17 protein-coding genes and 1 pseudogene are annotated in these 22455 nt (G+C 72.8%); 7 read left to right on the plus strand and 11 right to left on the minus strand.

What is annotated here, in order from left to right:
• Positions 1–98 precede the first annotated feature (98 nt).
• The gene (paaK, locus tag ABIA33_RS29625; RefSeq protein WP_370085743.1) at positions 99–1439 is read left to right on the plus strand and encodes a phenylacetate--CoA ligase PaaK; all 1341 of its coding nucleotides are present in this window, start codon (positions 99–101) and stop codon (positions 1437–1439) included.
• 22 nt (positions 1440–1461) lie between these two features.
• On the opposite strand, the gene ABIA33_RS29630 is transcribed toward paaK, so the two are convergent.
• Genes ABIA33_RS29630 through ABIA33_RS29645 form a run of 4 tightly spaced genes read right to left on the minus strand, consistent with a single transcriptional unit; the run spans position 1462 to position 4953 of the window.
• Positions 1462–2523 (minus strand): NAD(P)H-dependent flavin oxidoreductase, encoded by a 1062-nt coding sequence (locus tag ABIA33_RS29630; RefSeq protein WP_370085744.1) that lies wholly within the window; start codon positions 2521–2523, stop codon positions 1462–1464.
• A complete protein-coding gene (locus ABIA33_RS29635; RefSeq protein WP_370085745.1) occupies positions 2520–3281 on the minus strand; it encodes a CoA-transferase subunit beta in 762 nt (253 codons plus the stop codon). The genes ABIA33_RS29630 and ABIA33_RS29635 overlap by 4 nt, the downstream gene beginning before the upstream one ends.
• On the minus strand, positions 3278–4129 hold the full coding sequence (locus tag ABIA33_RS29640; RefSeq protein WP_370085835.1) for a CoA transferase subunit A: 852 nt from the start codon (positions 4127–4129) through the stop codon (positions 3278–3280). The genes ABIA33_RS29635 and ABIA33_RS29640 overlap by 4 nt, the downstream gene beginning before the upstream one ends.
• Before the next feature lie 11 nt (positions 4130–4140).
• Positions 4141–4953 carry an enoyl-CoA hydratase family protein gene (locus ABIA33_RS29645; protein ID WP_370085746.1) on the minus strand — a complete coding sequence of 271 codons (813 nt, stop codon included), beginning with the start codon at positions 4951–4953 and terminating at the stop codon, positions 4141–4143.
• 78 nt (positions 4954–5031) lie between these two features.
• Here ABIA33_RS29645 and ABIA33_RS29650 point away from each other — a divergent pair, with 78 nt between their 5' ends.
• From ABIA33_RS29650 to ABIA33_RS29670, 5 genes and pseudogenes are all read left to right on the plus strand, one after another.
• Positions 5032–5841 carry an SDR family oxidoreductase gene (locus ABIA33_RS29650; protein WP_370085747.1) on the plus strand — a complete coding sequence of 270 codons (810 nt, stop codon included), beginning with the start codon at positions 5032–5034 and terminating at the stop codon, positions 5839–5841.
• On the plus strand, positions 5838–6743 hold the full coding sequence (locus ABIA33_RS29655) for an SDR family oxidoreductase (protein ID WP_370085748.1): 906 nt from the start codon (positions 5838–5840) through the stop codon (positions 6741–6743). Before ABIA33_RS29650 ends, ABIA33_RS29655 begins: the two co-directional genes overlap by 4 nt.
• A 180-nt stretch (positions 6744–6923) precedes the next feature.
• Positions 6924–9734, plus strand: coding sequence for an HAD family hydrolase (locus ABIA33_RS29660; RefSeq protein ID WP_370085749.1), 2811 nt, complete (start codon positions 6924–6926; stop codon positions 9732–9734).
• Positions 9731–12313 (plus strand): hypothetical protein, encoded by a 2583-nt coding sequence (locus tag ABIA33_RS29665; protein WP_370085750.1) that lies wholly within the window; start codon positions 9731–9733, stop codon positions 12311–12313. Before ABIA33_RS29660 ends, ABIA33_RS29665 begins: the two co-directional genes overlap by 4 nt.
• Before the next feature lie 366 nt (positions 12314–12679).
• A pseudogene (locus ABIA33_RS29670) lies at positions 12680–13651 on the plus strand (glycosyltransferase family 2 protein); the annotation flags it as partial.
• Positions 13652–14019: 368 nt separating this feature from the next.
• Here ABIA33_RS29670 and ABIA33_RS29675 read toward each other — a convergent pair.
• Positions 14020–14502 (minus strand): family 16 glycosylhydrolase, encoded by a 483-nt coding sequence (locus ABIA33_RS29675; protein ID WP_370085836.1) that lies wholly within the window; start codon positions 14500–14502, stop codon positions 14020–14022.
• Between ABIA33_RS29675 and ABIA33_RS29680 the strand changes: the two genes are divergently transcribed.
• Positions 14468–14662: a hypothetical protein gene (locus ABIA33_RS29680; RefSeq protein WP_370085837.1), complete on the plus strand. Its 195-nt coding sequence runs from the start codon at positions 14468–14470 to the stop codon at positions 14660–14662. The two genes, ABIA33_RS29675 and ABIA33_RS29680, sit on opposite strands and share 35 nt — an antisense overlap.
• Positions 14663–14903: 241 nt before the next feature.
• On the opposite strand, the gene ABIA33_RS29685 is transcribed toward ABIA33_RS29680, so the two are convergent.
• The 6 genes from ABIA33_RS29685 to ABIA33_RS29710 all read right to left on the minus strand — a co-directional run bounded on the left by ABIA33_RS29685 (position 14904) and on the right by ABIA33_RS29710 (position 22223).
• Positions 14904–15305: a hypothetical protein gene (locus ABIA33_RS29685; protein ID WP_370085751.1), complete on the minus strand. Its 402-nt coding sequence runs from the start codon at positions 15303–15305 to the stop codon at positions 14904–14906.
• The gene (locus tag ABIA33_RS29690) at positions 15305–17119 is read right to left on the minus strand and encodes a glycosyltransferase (protein ID WP_370085752.1); all 1815 of its coding nucleotides are present in this window, start codon (positions 17117–17119) and stop codon (positions 15305–15307) included. Before ABIA33_RS29690 ends, ABIA33_RS29685 begins: the two co-directional genes overlap by 1 nt.
• A 125-nt stretch (positions 17120–17244) precedes the next feature.
• Positions 17245–19659, minus strand: a complete 2415-nt coding sequence (locus ABIA33_RS29695; RefSeq protein ID WP_370085753.1) for a phosphotransferase — start codon at positions 19657–19659, stop codon at positions 17245–17247.
• Positions 19656–20357, minus strand: coding sequence for a class I SAM-dependent methyltransferase (locus ABIA33_RS29700; protein ID WP_370085754.1), 702 nt, complete (start codon positions 20355–20357; stop codon positions 19656–19658). Before ABIA33_RS29700 ends, ABIA33_RS29695 begins: the two co-directional genes overlap by 4 nt.
• A gap of 76 nt (positions 20358–20433) precedes the next feature.
• Complete coding sequence (locus ABIA33_RS29705; protein WP_370085755.1) at positions 20434–21255, minus strand: polysaccharide deacetylase family protein; 822 nt, start codon at positions 21253–21255, stop codon at positions 20434–20436.
• Entirely contained in the window at positions 21252–22223 is a 972-nt protein-coding gene (locus ABIA33_RS29710; protein ID WP_370085756.1) for a glycosyltransferase family 2 protein, read from the minus strand. Before ABIA33_RS29710 ends, ABIA33_RS29705 begins: the two co-directional genes overlap by 4 nt.
• Between the last annotated feature and the right edge of the window lie 232 nt (positions 22224–22455).

A 22455-nucleotide genomic window follows, 5' to 3' on the forward strand; every position in this document is an offset into this window, starting at 1 on the left:
TGCGTGTCACCCCTTGACAGGCCGGTGGGATCCTGGATTACTAGGTCCCGCCGATCTACAGACCGAATGTTCGGTCGGGCTATCGAGGTGGTGAAGGCATGACCCGGACCACGCCGGTGAAGCTGGGCGAGCCGTTGCCGCGCGGACTGCTGGACGCCGGCGAGCGGATGGGCGCCGAGGAGCTGAGGGCGCATCAGCTCACGCTGCTCCAGCAGACCCTGCGCCACGCGTACGACCACGTCGAGCTGTACCGCAAGAAGTTCGACGCCGCCGGTGTCACCCCCGACGACTGCCGGACGCTCGAGGACCTGGGCCGCTTCCCCTTCACCACCAAGGCCGACCTGCGGGACACCTATCCCTTCGGTATGTTCGCCGTCCCGATGGCGGACGTCCGCCGGATCCACGCCTCCAGCGGGACCACCGGCCGCCCCACCGTGGTCGGCTACACCGAGAACGACCTGTCGATGTGGGCCGAGGTGGTCGCCCGCTCGATCCGCGCAGCGGGCGGGCGCCCCGGCCACAAGGTGCACGTCTCCTACGGCTACGGGCTGTTCACCGGCGGCCTGGGCGCGCACTACGGCGCCGAGCGCGCCGGGTGCACGGTCATCCCGGCCTCCGGTGGAATGACCGCCCGCCAGGTCCAGATCATCCAGGACTTCCGACCCGAGATCATCATGGTCACCCCCTCCTACATGCTGACCCTTCTCGACGAGTTCGAGCGCCAGGGCATCGACCCTCGCACGACCTCGCTGCAGGTCGGCATCTTCGGCGCGGAGCCGTGGACCGAGGAGATGCGCCGCGAGATCGAGGAGCGCCTCGACATCCACGCCGTGGACATATACGGCCTCTCCGAGGTCATCGGCCCGGGCGTGGCCCAGGAGTGCGTGGAGACCAAGGACGGGCTGCACGTCTGGGAGGACCACTTCTACCCGGAGGTCGTGGACCCGCTCACCGACGCCGTGATGGCCGAGGGGCAGGGCGGCGAACTGGTCTTCACCTCGCTGACCAAGGAGGCGCTGCCGATCGTCCGCTACCGCACCCGCGACCTGACCCGGCTGCTTCCCGGCACCGCCCGCCCCGCGTTCCGGCGGATCGAGAAGATCACCGGGCGCTGCGACGACATGATCATCCTGCGCGGGGTGAACGTCTTCCCCAGCCAGATCGAGGAGATCGTGCTGCGGACCCCGGGCGTCGCCCCGCACTTCCAGGTGCGGCTCACCCAGCGCGGCCGGATGGACGAGATGACGGTCCGTGCCGAGGCACGGCAGGGAGCGGATGCCGAGCAGCGCGGGGCCGCAGCCGCCGCGATCGCCAGGGGCGTCAAGGACGGCGTGGGCGTGACCGTCCGGGTGGAGATCGTCGACCCGGAGACCCTGGAGCGGTCGGTCGGCAAGATCCGCCGCATCATCGACGAGCGCGGGTCGCTCCCGAGGTCGTAAGGGTCCGTCTCAGGCGCACGGGTCAGCACCGGGGCAGTCGGGACAGGACCTCGGCGGCCTCCGACATGATCCGGTCGACCAGCTCCGCGCACGACGGCAGGTCGTCGATGAGCCCGGCGACCTGGCCCGAGGCCATCACGCCCAGGTCGGTGCGGCCGTCCACCATGGAGGCCTTCAGCAGCATGGGCGTGTTCGCCGCCAGCAGGACCTGACTCCAGCTCAGCTCCCTGCCGTGCTTCATCGATATGCCGTCGCGGACCATCTGCGCCCAGCTCAGGCCGGAGTCGCGCCGGAACGCCGCCGCGTGGCGCAGCGCCCGGCCCAGGGCCGCGGCCCGTCCGGAGCGTTCCAGCGCGTCGACCAGCTCGCTGCGCAGCATCCGGTGCGGCAGCCCGTCCACCTTGGTGGTGACGGTGACGTCGGCGACCGAGGCCAGCAGGTATCTGGCCTTGACGGCGTCGGGGACGGTGCTGTCGGACGTCAGCAGGAAGCGGGTGCCCATGGCGATTCCGGCCGCGCCGTAGGCGAGCGCGGCGACCAGTCCGCGCCCGTCGAAGAAGCCGCCGGCGGCGATGACCGGGATCTCCACGGCGTCCACGACCTGGGGGAGCAGCACGGTGCTGGCGACGCTCCCGGTGTGGCCGCCGCCCTCGCCGCCCTGGACCAGCACCGCGTCCGCGCCCCAGGCGGCGACCTTCTCGGCGTGCCGCCGCGCGCCGATCGAGGGGATGACCACGACGCCGGCGTCCTTGAGCCGGGCGATCAGCTCCCGGGAGGGGGCGAGGGCGAACGAGGCGACCCGCACGCCCTCGTCGACGATGATCCGCACCCGTTCGGGCGCGTCGGCGGCGTCCGCGCGCAGGTTGACCCCGAAGGGCGCGTCGGTGCGCGCCTTCACCTCCCGTACGGCCGAGCGGAGCTGTCCCACCGTCATGGTCGCGGAGGCCAGGATGCCCAGGGCCCCCGCGTTCGCGGTGGCCGAGACCAGGCGTGGGCCGGCGACCCAGCCCATACCGGTCTGCACGATGGGGTGGCGTACCCCGACCAGCTTGGTGAGCGGGGTTTCCAGGGCGGGCGCGGTCATGCCCGCACCTCGCGGTCGCGCAGGTTCCGCGGGTCGAGCACGGTGCGGATCAGCCGCAGTTCCTCGTCCGTGGGCTCCCGCGTGTACGGCACCTCGTCCGGCACGGCGAGCGCGAAGCCGGTCGCCCCGGCGACCTGGTCGACCGTCACGCCGGGGTGCAGCGACCGCAGCCGCATGCCGCGGTCCGGGGTCGAGAAGTCAAAGGCGCCGAGGTCGCTGACGACCCGGCGGAGCTCGTGGAAGCGGCTCGCCGAGGGCCCGGCCGCCGCCGCGCGGTCGTAGCCCACGCCGCAGACCAGGTCGACCCGCTCGACGAAGACCTTCGCCGAGTGTCGGGGGATCCAGTAGCTGGTCGGGTTGTTGAGGGTGTTGGCGGGTGCCCCGCGCATGCCGAGGAGCTGCCGGGTCGGCCGTTCCCAGTCGCCGATGCAGGAGATGTTCTGGTTGCCGTGCCGGTCGATCTGGCTGGCGCCCATCATCACGTGCCGCTTCCCGGTCGCGACCATGGCGAGGTGCTGTCGGTACGGCAGCCAGCCCTCCGTCAGCCGCGACCCGGACCCCATCGCCGGGACGTCGCCCATTAGCAGCGCCTCGCCGTCGGTGAGCAGCAGGTCCGGGGCGAAGGTCAGTCGGGCCAGCCGGGCCCCGAGGACGGACACCGTGGCCATGGCGCTGGCGAGGATCTCGCCGTCGCCCCGCCAAGCCTCGGCGCAGGCCAGCACGCAGTACTCGGCCCTGGTCACACCGCTGCCGCTCACACCTGCTCCTCCTGCCGGAAGGCCGACACAGCGGCCTGGTAGGCGTCCTCGTCCCCGGACAGGAACCGTTCGCTGAAGACCCGCCAGGTCGCGGGGTCGGCGGCGGCCCGTGCGTAGGCCCGCTGGAACGGTTCGTCACGCTCGTAGTCGGGCGTGCAGGAGGTGAAGTGCGCACCGTTGGGGGTCTCCACCACGCCGGTGACGTGGGCGCGCTTGAGCAGCAGGGTCTGCGGTCCGCCCTCCTTGAGCAGTTCGGCGGTGTCGACGATCCGCTCGCAGCTCACATAGGCGGCGTCGGCGGCCTCGCAGAACAGGTCGTCGAAGTAGGGGTCGGGGCCCAGGTACTGGCCGTTGCCGAGGGCGTCGGCGCGGTTCAGGTGCACCAGTGCGGCGTCGAGCCGCAGCGCGGGGGCGGCGACCAGTTCCTCGCCGTCCTGGTACGGAGAGGTGACGGTCCGCAGCCCCGGGTTGATCCGCAGCAGGTCCGAGCCGAGCCCGGCCCTGACCGGCATGAACGGCAGTCGGTTCGCGGCGGCGGTCAGTCCCCACATGAACATCGCCTCGTCCAGCTCCGTCAGCTCCAACGCTCCCGTCTGCCGGGCGGTGCGGTAGTGCGGCTCCAGCGGAACGGAGTCCAGCGTCACGAACGCCGCGACCAGCCTGCGGATCCGACCGGCCGCCGCCAGCAGCCCCACGTCGGGTCCGCCGTAGGAGACCACGGTCAGATCGGTGACCTCGGACCGCAACAGTGCGCGGACCAGAGCCATCGGCTTGCGCCGGGAGCCCCAGCCGCCGATGCCGATCGTCATTCCGTTCGCGAGCCGCCGGACGACCTCGTCGGCGGTCATGGTCTTGTCGCTCAACGCTGTTCCCCCGTCATATTCGAGGTCCCGTTCGAGGTCCGGTTCGATGTCCCGTACGACGAGACGAAGGCGTCCCGGTGCCGGTCGGCTACGCCGCTGAGGTTGGCCTCGAAGGTGAAGCCCTGCTCGAAGCGGTAGCTGCGGCGTACGTCGACCGGGTCGATGCCGTTGATGGCGGCCTTGGCGAGCCGGAGCAGCGAGCCGTCCTTGGCGGCGATCTCGCGGGCCAGTTCCAGCGCCGCTTCGAGCAGCCGCTCGCGCGGGACGACGCGCCAGACCGAGCCGTGCCCGTGCAGCTCCTGGGCGGTGACGGTGCGTGAGGTGTAGTAGAGGGTCCGCATCAGGTGCTGCGGGACGAGCCGGGCGAGGTGGGTGGCCGCGCCGAGCGCGCCCCGGTCCAGCTCGGGCAGACCGAACGTGGCGTCCTCGGCGGCGACGACGGCGTCCGCGTTGCCGACCAGGCCGATACCGCCGCCGAGGCAGAAGCCGTGGACGGCGGCGACCACCGGGACCTCGCACTCGTACACGGCGGCGAAGGCGGCGGCGCAGCCGTGGTTGGCGCCGATCAGGGCCTGGTGGCCGGGCGTGCGCTGCATCTCCTTGAGGTCCACTCCGGCGTTGAATCCGCGCCCGGCGGCGGCGAGCACCACGCAGCGCACGTCCGGGTCGCGGCCCGCCGCGCGCACGGCGTCGGCGAGGTCGTGCCAGCCCTGCACGGGAAGGGCGTTGACCGGGGGGTAGTCCACGGTGACGACGGCGATGCCCGTGTTCTCCCCGGAGTGGTCGGGGGCGGAGGTGGAGACACCCATCAGCGGATCAGCTACCTTTCCACCAAACGTTTGTTAGGGGAAAGGTAGCAGCGGTTCGCCCGCTGCGGGAGGTGCGAGTTGGCCGTCACCATCGATCTCACCGGACAGGTGGCCGTCGTGACCGGCGGCACCAGGGGAGTCGGCGCGGGGATCGTCCGCAGGCTCCTGGAAGCCGGCGCGCAGGTCGTGACCTGTGCCCGAAGGCCCCCCGGTGCGCCCGTCGAGGCGGGCGGCGGCACTGCCGGCTTCTACCCGGTCGACCTGCGCGACCCCGATGCGGTCAGCGCGTTCTTCGCGCAGGTCGGTGCCACGTACGGGCGGCTGGACCTGCTGGTGAACAACGCCGGGGGGACCCCGTTCCAGCCGCTCACCGGGGTCGACTCCAGGCGCGCCGCGGTCCGGACCGTGGAGCTCAACCTGGTCGCGCCGATGACGGCGTCGCTCGCCGCCCACGAGATGATGAGCCGTCAGCGGGGCGGCGGAGCGATCGTCATGATCAGCAGCGTCAGCGGCACCCGGCCCTCGCCGGGCACCGCCGCCTACGGAGCGGCCAAGGCCGGGCTGGCGAACCTCGCCGCGTCCCTGGCCGTCGAGTGGGCGCCGCTGGTGCGGGTGAACACCCTGGTCCTCGGCATGGTCAGGACCGAGCTCGCGCATCTGCACTACGGCGACGAGGACGGCGTCGCCGCCGTGGGCCGCACCGTGCCGCTGGGCCGTCTCGCGGAGCCCGCCGAGATCGGCGACGCCTGCCTGTTCCTCGCCTCGGACCTGGCCAGGTACGTCACCGGTGCGAGCCTGCACGTCCACGGGGGCGGGGAGCGCCCCGCCTTCCTCGACGCGGCCACCGCCGACCACTCGATGACCAACCACTCGGGAGGAGTCTCATGACCGGACTGTGCAGCGGACGCGTCGTCGTGGTGACCGGCGCGGGACGCGGCCTCGGCCGTGCGCACGCGCTCGCGTTCGCCGCCGAGGGCGCCCGGGTGGTCGTCAACGACCTCGGCGTCGCCGTCGACGGTGCGGGGACTTCGGCCGGTCCCGCCGAGCAGGTGGCCGAGGAGATCCGGGCCCTGGGCGGCGAGGCCGTCGCCAGCGGCGACGACGTCGCCACCGCCGAGGGAGCCCGCGCCCTCGTCGCCACCGCGCTCGGCTCGTTCGGCCGCCTCGACACCCTCGTCAACAACGCCGGCTTCCTGCGCGACCGGATGCTGGTGAACCTGGACGAGGACGACTGGGACGCGGTGATCCGGGTCCACCTCAGGGGGCACTTCCTGCCGCTGCGGCACGCGGCCGCGCACTGGCGCGCCGAGGCCAAGGCCGGTCGCGCGCCCGACGCCCGGGTCGTCAACACCAGTTCGGGGGCGGGCCTGCTGGGCAGCGTCGGCCAGGGCAACTACTCAGCGGCGAAGGCAGGAATACTCGGCCTGACCCTGGTCGCCGCCGCGGAACTGGCCCGTTACGGCGTCCTGGTGAATGCCCTCGCTCCGGCCGCCCGCACCCGTATGACGGAACAGGCGTTCGCCGCTGCCATGGCCGCGCCCGGCGCGGGGGACTTCGACGCCATGGCCCCGGACAACGTGTCCCCGCTGGTGGTCTGGCTCGGTTCGGCCGCCGCCACCGTCACCGGACGCGTCTTCGAGGCCGAGGGCGGCCGGATCACCGTGATGGAGGGCTGGCGCCCCGGCCCCACCGCCGACAAGGGGGCCCGCTGGACCCCGGCCGAGGCCGGGGACGCCGTGGCGAAGCTCCTCGCCGAGGCCGAGCCCCCGCAGCCGGTGTACGGAAGCTGAGTTGATCCCCGATACCGAGACGAACGGGGCAAAAATGAACGGAGAATGAACAGAGGATATGCTGCCCGGCCCTGCACGGTGCACCCTGGATGAAGGAAGCCCGTGCGGGAGGATGCTGATGCAGGTTCAACGTCGTGTCCGCGCTCTGCTCGGCAGCGGGCCTCGCTGCCGGAGGCGCACGTGACGGGCCCCGTCCCGGCGGATCTGCACGCCGACGTCGACGAGCTCATGGCCCGGTTGCTCGCCGCCGCCGACGGCGGCCAGTGGCTCGACGCCTTCCTGCTCGCAGCCGGGATCGTCCAGGTGGTCGACGACCTGCTCCAGGGCACCTCCTGGCCCCCGCGCCGACTGGTGAAGCACCTCGACGGAGCAGCCGGGGGGCGGATCTCGGGGACGACGCTCCGCTCGGCCGGGCAGGTCCTCGACGCGACCACGGAGGCGTTCCTGGCCGTTCCTCCGGTGCGCGGGCTGCACGCCTGGAGCAGGGGGATGTCGGAGATCACCGACGCGCTGGCGGGGCTCGTGGTCGGTGCCGCAGTGGAGAACGGCGCGGCGGAGAAAGACACAGCGGAGAAGAGCGCAGCAGAGCACCGCGCGCAGGAGGAGGCGGTCCGCCGCAGCGTGCACCGAGCGGGCGGGCTGCTCACGGAGGCACCTGCCGGCGCCCGTCTGCTCGGCGACTCGCTGCTCCGGCCACCGGCCTCCTTCTGCAGCTTCGACCAGCACCCGCAGGACCTCGTGGAACTCGCCCGGCGCTTCGCCACCGAGCATCCGGATCGTGAACGCCCGCTGCTGGTGGTCGGGGTGCGCACCTCCGGTAGCTACCTCGCTCCGCTCGTCGGCGCGGCCCTGCGGCAGCTGGGCCATCGCCGAGTGGCCGTCGGCACGACCCGTCCGGGCCTGGCGCTGCTCCCCGGCCGCGCGGCGGTGGCCAGGGAGGTCCTCCGCCGTGGCGGCATGGTCCTGGTGGTCGACGATCCGCCGGCGAGCGGCGGCTCGCTTGCCGCGGTGGCCGCACGTGCCGAACGCGACGGCTTCCCGGCCGACGCGGTCGTCCCCCTGTTCGCCACCTTCGACGACGGCGCAACGCTGCCGCCGGTACTGGACCGGTACCGCAGCGTGGTCCTGCCTGGGCCCGCCTGGCACGTCCACGGGAGGCTGCGCGCCGACGCGCTCCGCAGTCTGCTGCCGGGCATGCTCGCCTCCGGGCAGGAGGTCACCGGCATCGAGGTCGGCGAGCCGAGCAGGCTCTCCCGCAAGGCGCATCTCGCGGTTCCGGTGACCGTGCAGGTCGAATCGCCCTCAGCCGGAAGGCGTTCGCTGCCGATGGTCGCCCAGTGGTCAGGAGTGGGCTACCTCGGACGCCACGCCGTCACCCTCGCCACGACCCTGACGGATCTGGTCCCCAAGGTGTACGGCTTCGCCGACGGCGTCCTGCTGAGGGAACGGCTGCCGGGGGAGGACGGTGGGGCCGCCGACGCGGGAGTCGGCGCGCCGGGCGTCGCCGCCCCGAGCGTCGAGACGATGGAGGTGGCCCGATATGTGGCGGCCCGTCAGGAGCGGTTCGCCGTACCGGAGGACCGGAGCCTGCGGCTCGCCGGGCGCGAACCGGTGTGGGAGGTGGCGGCGCGTGTGCTGGCCCCGGTCTTCGGCCGTGCGCACGTCGTCCTGCGACCGGCCCTGGTCCATCCGCTGGTCAAGTCGCTGCTCACGGCCGAGCAGCCGTGCCTGGTGGACGGCCGGACGGCGCCCGAGCGCTGGGTCGCCGACGCGGCCGGGGGCTGGGCGAAGACGGACTTCGCGGAGGGTGCCTTCAGCAACCTCAACCTCGCCAGCTACGACGCCGCCTACGACCTGGCCGGTGCGGCGGACCTCGCCGACGGCGGCATCGGCGGTGAGGAGCAACTGCTGGCCGACTACCGGAAGCTGACCGGCCGCCGGATCTCCGCGGCGCGCTGGTGCCTGCTCCGGGTCGTGCAGGCCCGAAACCTCAGCCGGCCTGCGGACGTGCGGCGGGCCCAGGCCCGCGCGGTGCAACGCTTCCTCGCCGGGGCGTTCCTCGCCGACCTGGAGAGCGACCCGCAGGGGCCGTGGTGCGTACTCGACGTCGACGGCGTGCTGGAGTCGGACGTCATGGGCTTTCCGGCCTCGTCGCCGCAGGGCATGCTCGTGCTCCGCGCACTGCGGGCCCACGGCTACCGGACCATGGTCGCCACCGGCCGTTCGCTGCCCGAGGTCCAGGACCGGTGCGCCGCCTACCGGTTGGCGGGTGGCGTGGCCGAGTACGGAGCCGTCTGCTTCGACGCCGCGACCGGCACCACGCAGGTGGTACTGCCGCCCGAGCGGGAGCAGGCCGACGACGGTGGCCTGCGCGCGCGGCTCTCCGAGCTGCCCTCGGTCCGGGTGGATCCGCTCTCCCGGTGGTGCGTCCGTGCCTCCGTCCAGGACGGAACCCGCCGCACCGGGCTGCCCGCGCGGACGGTCGCGGCGCTGCTCGACGAGCACCAATTCGGTGCCCTCTTCGACGTCGTGCCAGGCGACGCGCAGACGGACTTCGTGCCGCGCGGCGTCGACAAGGTGGGCGGGGTGCGGGCCCTGCTCGGGCAGTTCGGTGACGACTCGTCGGCTCCGCTGCTCGCCGTGGGCGACGGTGTCGCCGACATCGCACTCCTGCGCTGGGCCCGGCACGGCGCCGCCCCCGGCAATGCCGCGGCCGAGGTCGTGGCCGCCGGAGTGCCGGTGGCCCGCCGCAGCTACCAGGCCGGGCTCGCGCAGGTGGTGGGGCAGCTGATCGGTCACCGGCCCGGCGGCTGCCCGCTCTGCCGACCTCCGCGGCACTCGCCCGGCACCCGGGCCCTGCTGGCCCTGCTCGCGGTGCCGGAGGCCGGGCGGGCCGGTCTGCCTGCCAGGATCGCCCGCCTGGCGTCCGCGGACCTGGCACTGGTCCGGACGGCCCCGGCGGCCCGCGGCGACGGGGAGCCGGCCCCGTGAACCTACCGGTGGGACAGGCCTCGGCTCAGCACCCCGAGCCGAGGCGATCAGGAATCGGGGCCCTGCTGGCACTCGCCCGCAGGTACGACCCGGTGCTGCGCAACGGCCATCTGCTGACCGCCAGTTCGATGGTGACCTCCGGGATCGGCGCCGTGTACTGGGTCTTCGCCGCCCGCCTCTTCGGTGCGGCCGGGGTCGGCCGCACCTACTCGGCGATCTCCGCGCTGATGTTCCTGGCCGGGGTCGGGCAGCTCAACCTGGCCAACACCATGGTTCGCTTCGTCGCGACGGCCGGGCGTCGGACGGGCCGGCTGGTGGTCCGCGCCTATCTGGCGGCGGCCACTGCGGGCCTCCTCCTCGGCGCCGGGTTCGTCCTGCTGATCCCCCGGCTCGCACCGGCTCTCGGCCTGCTGCGCACGCCGCTGCTCGGAGCCGGCTTCGCTGTCGGCACGGCCGGATACGCGATCTTCGTGCTGCAGGACGGCGTGCTGACCGGGTTACGCCGGGCCGACTGGGTGGTGCTGGAGAACGCCGCCTTCTCGGTGGTGAAGCTGGTCTGCCTGGGCGTGTTCGCGGTGGCCGGTGCGACGACCGGGATCCTCGGCTCCTGGGCGGTGGGGCTCGCCGTCGCCCTCGTCCTCACCAACACCTTCGTCTTCGGGCGCGCGATCCCCAGGCACCAGCGGCAGGCCGCCGGGGAACGCGCCGATCCGTCCGCACCCACCCCCGGCTACCTGGCCGCCGACTGGATCGGCTCCCTGTGCTGGCTGGCCTGCATCACGCTGCCGCCGGTCATCGTGCTCAACCGCCTCGGCGCGGCCGACAGCGCGTACTACTCCGTCGCCTGGTTGGTGGCCTATGCGCTGTACCTCTTCGCCATCAACATGTGCGCGTCCCTGGTCGTCGAGGCGGCGGACGACCCCGCCCGACTGCGGCGGCACAGCCTCCAGGTGCTGCGGCACGTCGGCCGACTGCTCGGCGCGGCGGTACTGCTGACCGTGGTCGTGGCCCCCTGGCTGCTGGACCTCTTCGGCCACGCCTACGCCCGGGGCGGCACCGTGGTCCTGCGGCTGCTGGCGCTCTCGGCGATCCCGAACCTCCTGGTCACCGTCGTGATCGCGGTGTCCCGGGTGCGCCGGCGGATGCGCGTCGTCGTCGGCGTCCTCGTCGCGCTGGCCGTCCTGGTGCTGGGGCTCACCCTGGTGCTGCTGCCCACGATGGGGATCACAGGCGGGGGACTGGCCTGGCTCATCGCCCAGTGCACGGTCGCGGGCGTGCTGCTCTGGCGCCACGCGTGGTGGCTGCCACCGGCTGCGCCGGCAGAACCGGCTGCGTCGGCAGAACCGGCTGCACCCGCAGAAGCCGCGATACCCGTGGCGCCCGCAGAACCGGCCGAACCCGCTGTGCCCGTGGAACCCGCTGTGCCCGTGGAACCCGCTGCGCCGGCAGAACCGGCCGAACCCGCACGGCCCGCCGCATCAGGCCGCTCCCCGGAGCGGGCCGCCCGCGCCGCGTTGCCCGCGCTGACGCTGATCCGGGGGCTGCAGCCGATACGCCGGCCGTGGCCGCTGTCAGGGCCGGTGGACCGGCTGACGACCCGTCGGATCGCCCGGCAGGTCCGCCCCGATGACGTCCCGGTCCTACGCCGCAGCGCAGCGGGCGTCGCGGATGTCCTGGTGCTTCGCCTGGACGAGGCGGCGACACCGTCGCTCGCCGTCAAGCACGCCAGGAACGCCCGCGCCGTGGACGCCCTCTCCCAGGAGTGGGACGTGCTGCGGCAACTGGCGGACGACGACCGGCTGGGGGAGTGGCGCCGACTGGTGCCGACCGCAGTGTCCCGCCGGCTCGAGGATCCGCTGCCGCTGATCACCCAGGTCTGGCTCCCGGGCGTGGACGCAGGTTCGCAGCTCAGGCGGTGCCCCCACGCCAGACGCGAGGTGACCGCGTTGTCGCTGGACGCGATCGCCGAGCTGCACCGGGCGACCGGACGGCCGGAGTGCGCCGACGGTCGCATCGGCGAATGGGTGGACCAGCCGCTGGAACTCCTCGCGCAGGAGATCGGGTGGTGCAGGACCGGCCCCGGCGCAGCCGGGCTGGCAGCACTGGGCGAGCGGCTGCGCCGGGGCCTCACCGGCCGCACGATGAACGTCGCATGGACCCACGGTGACTTCGCTCCCGGCAACATCCTGCTGAGCGAGGACCGCACCCGGGTCACCGGGGTGGTCGACTGGGGCGGCGCGCGGGCGGACGGGCCCTCGGAGATCGACGCGTGCACCTTTGTGCTGACGCTCCGCTGCCTGCTCGGCGGTCAGGAGCTCGGGAGCGCGGTCAGGAGCGTGCTGCGGGCCGGCTCCCTGGAACCCGCCGAGCTGCGCATGATCGCCGACAGCCGTGCGGACAGGGATCAGGCCGCGGGACGCACGGAGGCCTGGACCGGCCTCGAACTGCCGTTGCTGACCTGGCTGTGGCACGTCTGGGCGAACGTGGCCAAGTCCCCCCGCTACGCCCGCAGCCGCTGGTGGGTGGCCCGCAACGTGGCCCCCGTCCTGGAGGAGGCGGCGCGCTGGCGGAGCGGCTGACGCCCCGCCCCGGAGACATCGGTTCGTTGGCGAACGGAGAATATGCCCCAAGGCCTCGCGCGGTGCACCCTGGTTGGAGGGCCCCGTCCGGGCGGAGGAGTGATGACCGGTACTGACGACCTGGGAGACGACCCGGGGAGCAATAGGGCTCGGGTCAGCGCTCGCCGTCTGCTGCCTTCGATGGCAAGGCGCCGGGGCGCCCTCGTAGCGGCGCTTCTCGGGCGTGTCGGCAACGCGGCAAGCGGAGGTGCCGGGCGGCGTGCGCCCGAGCCCTATCGCTCCCCAGGTCGTAGGTCTCCCGGTGCCACGCTGAACGGTACGCACGCCACGGTGGTTGAGCGTTACCGCCCGGTCCGCGTGCTCGACATGGAACTCGCCGAACAACGAGCGCCGCTGCAGCCCACCGGCGCTGCGGCTGTCCCCCCTTACGGACCGGCGCTGGTCCTGGTCCGGCTGCACGGGCATCCGCTCGGTCTGGTCAACGTCGTCGCCGAGGACGCCGAGGTGCTGCGCCGCGAGGTGCTCGAAACCGCTCAGCGCGAGCTCGCCGGCGCGATCGACCGCCACCTGACGGCCGACCGGGAGCAGGCACTCGACGGCGGTCCCGGCCACCGCTGCCTCGCGGCCCGCGCGGAGGTCCTCCGCGACGCGACGCCGATCAGCGTCGTCGTCGGCACCCACGACCGGCCGATGATGCTGCGCGACTGCCTGGACTCGATCCTCCGGGTGGAGTATCCGGACTTCGAGGTCATCGTCGTGGACAACGCCCCGCACAGCGAGGACTCGGCGCGCATGGTGCGCGAGCGGTATCCGGGCCGGGTTCGCTACCTGCGCGAACCGATCGCCGGCCTGTCCCGCGCGCGCAACCGGGCCCTGGCGGCGGCCGGCGGGCGGATCATCGCCTTCGCCGACGACGACACCCTGGTCGATCCGGCCTGGCTGGCCGCGACTGCGGAGACCTTCGCGGAGTCGGCGGCGATCGGCTGCGTGACCGGGCTCATCCTGGCCGCCGAGTTGGAGACCGCCGCCCAGGCCGCTCTGGCGCGGCACGGCGACTTCGGCAAGGGCTTCGCCCCCAAGCGGTGGTCGCTGGACGACCCGCCCGCCGACCCGCTCTTCCCGTTCACCGCCGGACGGTTCGGCTCCGGCGCCAACATGGCCGTGCGGACCGACCTGCTGCGGGACCTGGGCGGCTTCGACCTGGCCACTGGCCCCGGCACCCGGGCCCGGGGCGGCGAGGACCTGCTGACCTTCTTCCGGGTGCTGGCCGACGGGCGCACGGTCGCCTACGCGCCGGACGCCGTGGTCTGGCACCGCAACCGCCGAACCGACGACGCGCTGGCCACGCAGGCGTTCGGCTACGGCGCCGGCTTCGGGGCCTACCTCGCCGCCTCCGTCGCCCGCGAGCCGCAGATGGTGCCCGCGCTGCTGCGCAGGCTCCCACGCGGCGTCGCCTTCGCCGCCGACCGCGCACGCGCCCGGCCGAGCCTGGACGCCGACTGGTCGTGGCGGCTCTCCGCGACCGAGCTGCTGGGCCTGCTCTACGGGCCCGTGGGCTACCTGCGCGCGCTGCGCCACGTCCGCCGGGACGAGCACACGAGCTTACGACCTGTCCGGCTTACGGCCTGGGGGGCGATAGGGTTCGGGCGCCCACCGCCCGGCACCTCCGCTTGCCGCGTTGCCGGCCCAGGCTGTCGGATGTCCCGTCAGTGTTGCCAGACGCGTACCCAGTCCACCTTCATCTGTGCCGAGTTCACCGAGGCCGGCGGTTGGATGGGGACGCCCACGGCGAGGTCGAACAGGATCTCCATCGGGACGTTCGGGATCTTCGACGGGTCGGTCACCCAGTACCGGGCCACCCCGTCGACGAGCCAGGTGAGCGAGTCCGCCTCCCAGTCGAGTGCGAAGACGTGGTACCCGGAAGGGAAGTCCTGCGGCCCGAAGGTCCCGGCCTGGAACTGGTCCTTGCCGCTCGCGCCCTTCCAGTGCACCGTCATCTGGACGTTGTGCGAGGTGCTGAGGAACTCCGCCACGTCGAGCTCCGGCGGGGCGACCCGCGAGGCGGGCATCAGCCAGAACGCCGGGAACATGCCCTGCTGCGCGGGTACCTGGACTCCCGCCGCGACGTAGCCGTGGGTGAAGGTGAACTTCGGCGTGCCGTCCCAGCTGTCCCGCCCGGTGGAGATCATTCCCGAGGCCCACCCGTACGTGCGCCGGTCGGACCCGGTGGTGGCCGTGCGGGTGGCGCTGAGCGTGGCGGCGCCACCTCCGACCGACACCTGTCCGGGGAGGTACCACTCCGACTCGTGGTTCCCGGCATTGGTGCATCCGTGGTTGTTCCAGTCGTAGCACTTGGCCCAGCGGGAGGTGTCGAGGGTGGAGCCGGTGAAGTCGTCCTTGAAGACCAGATGCCAGGAACCGGCCGCGTCCGGCTGGGGGCCCGGGCCGCCGCTCGAGCAACCGGCGGCGGCGGCGACCAGAGCCAGCAGGCCGGCCCCGACAGCCCGGGCGACGCGGCCCCGGCCCCGGCCCCGGCCTGGTCCCCGGCCTCGGCCGCTGCGCCGCGCGGCGCGGGAGGGGTGCACCTTCCTCATGGCCCCAGTCTCCGTTCCCGCCGTCCGTCGGCCGCCGCAGCTCTGGCGTGCAGCCACAGGTCGCGCACCGGATACAGCGCCATCAGCGAGGTCAGGACGGCAAGGGCGCCGATGGCGCGCATGGTGCTGATCGAGTGGCTGAAGAAGAACGCCTCGGCGACCAGCGTGTCGATCGTGATGCTGAACGCCACGCTGAGGACCACGAACTCGAGCCGCTCCAGCCCGTGCCCGTGATGGGTCGGATGGGTCAGCCGCAGGGCTGCCGCCCCGGGGCAGACGAGGAGGAAGGCGGCCGTGACCACGGCCCGCAGGGGCATCAGCCCGGCGGGCAGGGTGGTAGCGGCGAGCGCCAACCAGCCGGACAGAACGAGCCCGTACCGGGCGAGGATCCAGGACATCAGCGTCCTCCTCCTTGCTGCTGTGACTGCTGGGACTGCTGGGACTGCTTCGCCTGCTGAGGACGTGGCTGCAGCGCGGGGGCGGTGCGGTCCACGAGCACGTAGACCACCGCGTCGGCGTTGCGGAAGACCGGGGCGAAGATCCGCGACCGGTCGACCGCGGCCTCCAGCCTGCTGACCGTGTTGGCCGGCAGCACGCCGGTGATGTAGCACTCCGCGGTCTGGCCTCGGTTGAGGATGAGGTACACCGGGCCCGGCGGCGCGTCGAGGGCCACGGCCTCCTCCAGGCCGGCCAGTGGGTCGCGGAGCAGCAAGCGCCGGTTCTGCGTCGAGTTCCAGGCGATGACCACCCGGTTGTGCAGGTCGTAGTCGTTGTCGATGTTGGGGATGTTGTTGGTGACCGAGACGATCGTGGATCCGGTCGGTGCCACCCGGTCCAGATAGGCGGTCGCTGCGGCTTCCCTGGCGGTGAAGTACTCCATCTGCTCCTTGCCGTAGTAGCCGAACACCAGGCCGCCGAGGAAGCACAGCAGCAGGACGAACGACGCCACCGCTCTCAGCCGGATCGGCGGCCTGGCGCGCATGACCAGGGCGGCGATCAGCATCGCGGTGGCGGGCAGCGAGAACAGGAACGCGCGGAAGATCATCTCGCCGCCGTAGCTGTTCAGGGCGGGCATCGGCAACGGCGCGACCGCGAGCAGCGGGAGCGCGGTGCGGCGGGTCCAAGGTCGGCGGAACAGCGCGATCACGGCCAGCAGGATCACCGCGGCCGACAGGCTGCGGTCGACCCAGGCCAGCAGGATCTGGCCCGGTGCGGGGGTGCCGAGCCCGGTCAGCCAGGTCGGGGCATTGGAGTCGGGCGAGGTGACCGCCTTGATGAAGTTCCCGAGATTCGCCGTGATGTACGGGCGCGCCACGGTGCAGAACCAGACGGCCTGGAGCAGCACCGCGCAGGCCAGGACGGGCAGCACGGTCCCCCGGTTGCGGCGCGGGAGCGAGAGCACGGTCAGGGTGGCGATCAGCATCAGCGGGGTGAGCTGGTGCGAGGAGACGAGCACGGCCTCCATCAGCACCACCATGACGAACAGGCCCGGCCGCCAGCCGCCACCCGAGCTCCCGCGAGCAGGCCGATGCGGCGCCACCCAGGCGTGCACGGGATGCGCGCCCGGTGGCCCCTGGGTCGGCAGTTGCTTCAGGACCAGCGCGATCACGGTGACGAACAGCAGGAAGCCGAAGGTCTGCGGGGCGAAGTAGTCCTGGCCGATCCACGAGCAGGAGAAGAAGATCCAGACCGCGCCCCAGATCAGCTTCCGGTCATGGGTGATCGTCCGGTACAGCAGCAGCAGCGGACCGATCAGCAGCACATTGGCGACCGGCGTGGCCCAGTGCGCGTAGCCCATCGCCGAGTGCAGGCCGGTGAAGCGAAGGACGAGTCCGTTCGCCACGAAGAAGCCCGGCCACTGGTTGTAGATGTCCAGCCAGCCGGGATGGGGCACCGCCCCACCGTTGCGCAGCAGGGCGTCGACCACGTCGACGTGCTTCCAGGCCCACGAGTAGCGCAGGGTGGGGTACAGCACGCTGGGGGTCGCGTGGAGGATGGCGATCAGCGCTACCACGTACACCGCCGGCCAGACGCGGCCGACCCGCTCGGCGCGCAGGGTGACCACGAAGCCGAGGGTGAGCAGGCCCAGCGCGATCCAGAACAGTACCGGCAGCACCTCCAGCAGGCCGAGGTCGCCCATCCGCTCCAGGTGCACCCGGCGCAGCGACAGGAACCAGAGCAGGATCGCCACCGGCGGCACGGCGCGGCTCACGATCGTGCGGGCCGTCGTCGAGCGGCTCGACTTCGTCCGGACGTGGCGCCGGCGTGCTTCGTCGGCCCGTTCGGGTGGCGCCGATTCGGGTCGCGGCGCCCCGGCTGTGTCCACCGGCGGCGACCTCAGCGTTCCGGCCATCGCGCCACCTCCGAGAGGACGGGGACGACGTTGGCCACCACCCACCAACGACTGCGCCCGTAGCGGGGCGACTTGTCCAGGTTCGACGACACGTGCCAGAGCCAGGCGAGCAGGGGCAGCGCGGTGCGTCCGAGGGCATCGTCGACTCCGGCGGCGTCGAGCAGTGCGCGGTCCTCGGACGGCAGCGAGCCCGCGCGGAGGACTTCGGTGACCAGGCTGCCCCAGGACCGGTTGGCCAGCCGGCAGCGGAGCGCGAGGACAAAGGTGTGCGCGTCGATGCCGGCCGGGGCGTCCGCGCCGGCACCGCCCCAGTCGAGCAGGCCGGTGACCCGGTTGCCGTTCTCGGCCAGCAGGACGTTGCCGGGCGCGAAGTCCCCGTGGATCCAGGCGATCGTCATCGGCCGGCCCGCCAGTTCCTCGTGCACCCGGTCGCTGAGCGCGTCCAGCCCAGCCGCTCCCGGGCCCGCCCGGCACCATTCGATCTGGTCGGACAGGACGGCCCGGCGGGGCCCGACCCACTCGTCGATCCGGCCGTTGACGCGCTCCGCGCGCCCGGTCGCCCGGTGCAGCCCGTGCACGGCGGTGAGCGAGGCGGCCGCCACCTGCCGGGTGTGCCGGGGGAACTTCCTGAGGTAGTCCTCCGCGCTGACGCCGGGCAGCCAGCACTGGGTGACCATCGGCAGCTGTTCGTCCAGCTGCCTGGAGACGGGCAGGGGCAGCAGACGCCGCCACTCACCCAGCCGTGGGTCCGCCTCCAGTTGTCGCAGCACGTCCCATTCGCGGGCGAGGGTCGCCGAGGCCCGCGAGTTCCTCGGGTGCTTGACGGCGAGGGCCGGCGCCCCGGCATCCTCCAGGCGGAACACCAGGACGTCCGAGCGCCCCTGCGGGGATCGGTGCAGGGAGGGAGCGTCGACCGGGTCGATCCGCAGGGCGAGCCGGCGGGCGGTCAGCCGGGCGGCGGGCCGGTAGATCAGTCCCGGCCGGCGGATGGGCAGCAGGCCGCGCAGCGGCATCCAACCAGGCCCTGTCCGGCGGACCGCTACCGGCGAGGTGGCGCTTTCGCGGGCCGATCCCTCGGCGGCGGGCTCCGGCAGCCACCACGAGCGCCGCCACAGCAGGCCGCCCGCCACCACGCACTGCGCCACGAGCCAGGCGATCCCGGCGCCGGCGACGCCCATCGGTCGCAGCAGCACCACGGTCAGACCCAGCACCAGGATCGCCTGCACGGCCAGCGACGCGACGACGACCCGCATCCGGCGCCGCACCCGGCAGACCGCGACCGCGACGCACACCACCAGGTTGGGGAGGGCCGACAGGGCGAGGAGTCGTAGCGCCACCACTCCGCCACTTGCGTAGGCGGGGCCGAAGACGGCCAGCAGCCAGGGGGCCGCGACCGCGACCAGCAGCGTCCCGAGCGCCAGCAGCGAGCCCGAGTGGCGCAGCACGTGCAGGCAGTGGCGCCGCAGCTCGCCGGGAGAGCCGGTCGCCTCGACGATGAGCGAGGCGCACATGTTGATCGCGAACTGGTACAGCGCGTAGGCCACCAGCCAGGCGATCGAGAAGTAGGCGCTCCTGGCGGCGCCCAGGCGGTCCAGCACGATGATCGGGGGAAGAGTGGTGGCGGCCAGCCAGCACATCGAGGCGGTCCAGTCGGCGGCCAGATACCGCACGGTGGGCACGGCCGGTGCGGAACGCTCGGCCGGGGCCCGCCGCAGGTGCCGGGGGATCGCCTGGACGAAGAGAAAGGTGTTGGTGAAGACGAGGGAGACGACCAGACCGACTCCCCAGGACCCGAGGATCGCGCTCAGCGGACCGGCCGCCGCGAACAGTGCCAGCAGCAGCACCTTCACCGTTGCGAAGAGGGCGTTCTCGGCGACCACCCAGTCCGCCCGGCGCAGCCCGGTCAGTACCCCGTCCTGGAGGACGAAGAGTGCGTAGCCGGCGGTGGCGGCGGCGAACCCGGCGCCGACGAGCGGGGTGTGCAGGAAGGACAGACCTGAGGCCAACCGCGGGATCAGCAGGACGAATCCGGCGCCGAGGAGCAGCGCACAGGTCACCGCCGCGAGGTAGGCCCCGGCGACCAGTCGGCCGGTGCGGGCCCCCGCGGGCGCGACGAACCGGATCATCGTGTTGACCAGGTTGAGCTGCCCGATCCCGCCGAGGAACATCATCGCGGACACGGCGGCGTAGCCGCGGCCGACCGACCCGGGCCCGAACAGGTGGGCGGCGAGTGCCCAGTAGGCGGCTCCGACTCCGGCAGTCAGCAGTGAGCTGACCGTCAGCAGGTGTCCGTTGCGCAGCAGGGGGTCGTACTGGCGGACGGCCGTCAGCAGCACGGCCGTGGGCGAGCGCCGCACGGCGGTGGTGCGGAAGAAGACCCGTCCTGCCGGTGCATTCATCCCGACGGTTCCCATCTGGTGGCCAGGCGATTGATGACCCGTCTGGTCGCCGTTCTGGCGGCGAGCGGGAACATGTGTCCGGTAGCGGCCTTCCCTGCGCTCAGCAGGCGCGCTGCGGCGACATCGAGCGGGGTGATGGTGCGGGCCTGGTGCCGCCTGACGATCGAATAGGCGGGATAGGCGGACATATCCCGCTCGACCAACGGGTTGTGTCGACGGGCGCGAAGGAACGCACCTGGGAACTCCTCGTCCCGCCTCAGCACCTCGATTCCGAGGTCTCCGAAAATCGCGGCCAGGTCGGTCACCTCGAAGCGCCAGAAGTCCAACGGGTACGGGTGGTACTCGAAGCCGCGGGAGCGGGTGGTGATGAGCAGTAGTCCCCGGTCGCGCAGGACCCCCTTCAGGTTGTGGACCACCGCCTGCCAGTCCCTCACGTGTTCGAGCATTTCGGTGCTGATCACCACGTCGAACGAGGACTCCCCGAAGCGGCCGATCAACTGCTCGGCAGGGCACAGGACATCGACACCCGGACCGGAAGCCATGTCGACGCCGACGTACTCGGCCGGGCGCAGCGGCATCACGATGGAACGGACCGCACCCCGCGCGTCGCGGGAGCCGACCTCGACCACCCGACGGCCGCCGACGTCCCGCGCGCCCAGATGCTGGGCGAGGAAGACCGCGCCTGCCGCAGTGCACACCCGGATCACACTCCTTCCCTCACATCTGGGAGGCCTTCATGTCTCGTGACGGTGGCTGGCGGTGCTGGGACAGGCTCTAGCCGGCGACCGGGTGGCCCAGACCCGCGCGGATGCGTCGGTAGGCGCGCCACCCCTTGGTCCGTAGCCGCTCCGGGATCGGTGCCACCGGGGCGCCGCGTCCCTCCACCCAGATCTGGAAGAGTTCCGGCGTGGTGTCGGCGCCGACCATCAGACGGGCGATCCGCATCGGGGAGTCGCCCGGCGAGCTGAAGGCGTGGCCGACGGCGCAGGCCGAGGTCCAGCCGGCTTTCCGTGCCTTGCGGCGTACTGCCTGGCTGGAGTAGCCGTGCGGGTAGGCGAAGGAGGACACCCCGTGGCCCACCGCGTCCTCCAGTTCGCGCTTGCAGAGCACGATCTCCTCGCACAGCCGCCGTCCGGGCAGGGTGTCCAGCTGAGGGTGCGTCCGCGAGTGGCCGCCGATCTCGATCCCGTAGGCGTCGAGGCCGGAGACCTGACGCCAGTTCAGCATCGCGGCGGGGGGCAGCAGACTGCCGGTGGGTCTTCCGCCGGGAGGGTGGATCGCCCCCGTCGTGATGTAGAGCGTGGCCGGCAGCTCGCGGCCGGAGAGCAGCGGGGCGACGGTCCAGTAGAAGTCCGCGTATCCGTCGTCGAAGGTGAGCACTGCGGCGTGCGGCGGCAGCGGCGGCCCGCCGCGCTGCGCGGAGACCAGGCGGCGCAGCGGGACGACGGTGAGTCCGCCGTCCGCGATCCGGTCCAGCTGCTCGACGAAGGCGCGCGGCGTCACCGTGTACGGAGCGATCCAGGCCGGTGGATCCTCCGCGACCGAGTGGTACAGGAAGACCGGTACGGCGCTCATGAAGACCGGTACGGCGCTCATGGCGCACCTCTGGCCGCCGGGCCCGCGCGGTCGCGGCGACCGTCGCGCGGGGTGCCGCGCAGCCGGCCGGTGCCGTAGCCGAGCAGGGTGGCTCCGACCCCGGTCGCCAGAGCCACGACCGTACTGCGGTGCGTGCCCGCACGGGACCGCAGTCCGCGCGCGAGGGCATGCGGGATGGTCGAGCGCAGGTAGGTCCGCTCGCTGGCGAGGGCCGGGCCGGCGCCTGCGTGGCGTGCCACCGCGGCCTTGGAGAGGCCCTCCGCGAAGCAGCGCGAGCGGAAGTAGGCCCAGCTGGTGCGGGCCCGGGGAACGTGGTGGCGGACGGCTGCGGTCGGCTCGTAGAGCAGTACGCCATCGGGGTTGTGGGCGCTGACCCGCAGGCACAGTTCGGTCTCCTCGCAGCCCAGCGGTCGGCTGCCGACCCGTCCCAGGTCGGTACGGAAACCGCCGACTGCCAGCAGTTCGGAGCGGCGGAAGGACATGTTCGCGCCGATGAAGTTCCGGACGGCGGAACGGTGTTGCGGCAACCCCCGGTAGGAGCAGCCGACCACCCAGTCGAACTCGGGCGGGAACCAGGCCGGTCGGCCGGTCTCCCACCACGGGCGCACCAGGCCGCCGACGCCGAGCACCCGCGGATCGCGGTAGCCGGAGAGCAGCCGGCCGGACCAGTCCGGGTCGGCGACCGCGTCGTCGTCCAGGAAGGCGACGACGTCGCCGCAGGCGACGTCCACCCCGCTGTTGCGGGCCCCGGAGAGGCCCTGGCGCTCCCGGTTGGTGACGATGCGCACCCCGCACATCTCGGCCCTGGCCCGGGCGGCGAGCTCGGGGCAGTGGTCCACCACGAGCAGCAGCTCGTCGACGGGCTCGCGCTGGGCCTGGACGGATTCGATCGCTGCGGACAGGTCGTCCCAACGATCCGTGGTGTAGGCGCAGATGACCACGGAGAGGGTGGTTCCGGGCGCGGACATGGCGGGCTCAGCTCCCCAGTTCGATGCGGCATCCCTGACGTGTGCTCGCGAGCGGCGGCACCGGCCGGCGCCCGGCGCAGTCCGGCGGGCTCGCCGGGTGTGCCGGTGGCGGTGACCAGTCCGAGCGGGTGTCCATACGGCCGCACCAACGCCAACACGTACCCGTCCCCGTCGATCGGCCCGAGTCCGCCCGGCGAGCACAGCGCGACACGTACGGGTGTGTATGGCGATT

It is taken from the genome of Streptacidiphilus sp. MAP12-16 (assembly GCF_041262165.1).
Classification (GTDB): Bacteria; Actinomycetota; Actinomycetes; order Streptomycetales; family Streptomycetaceae; genus Streptacidiphilus.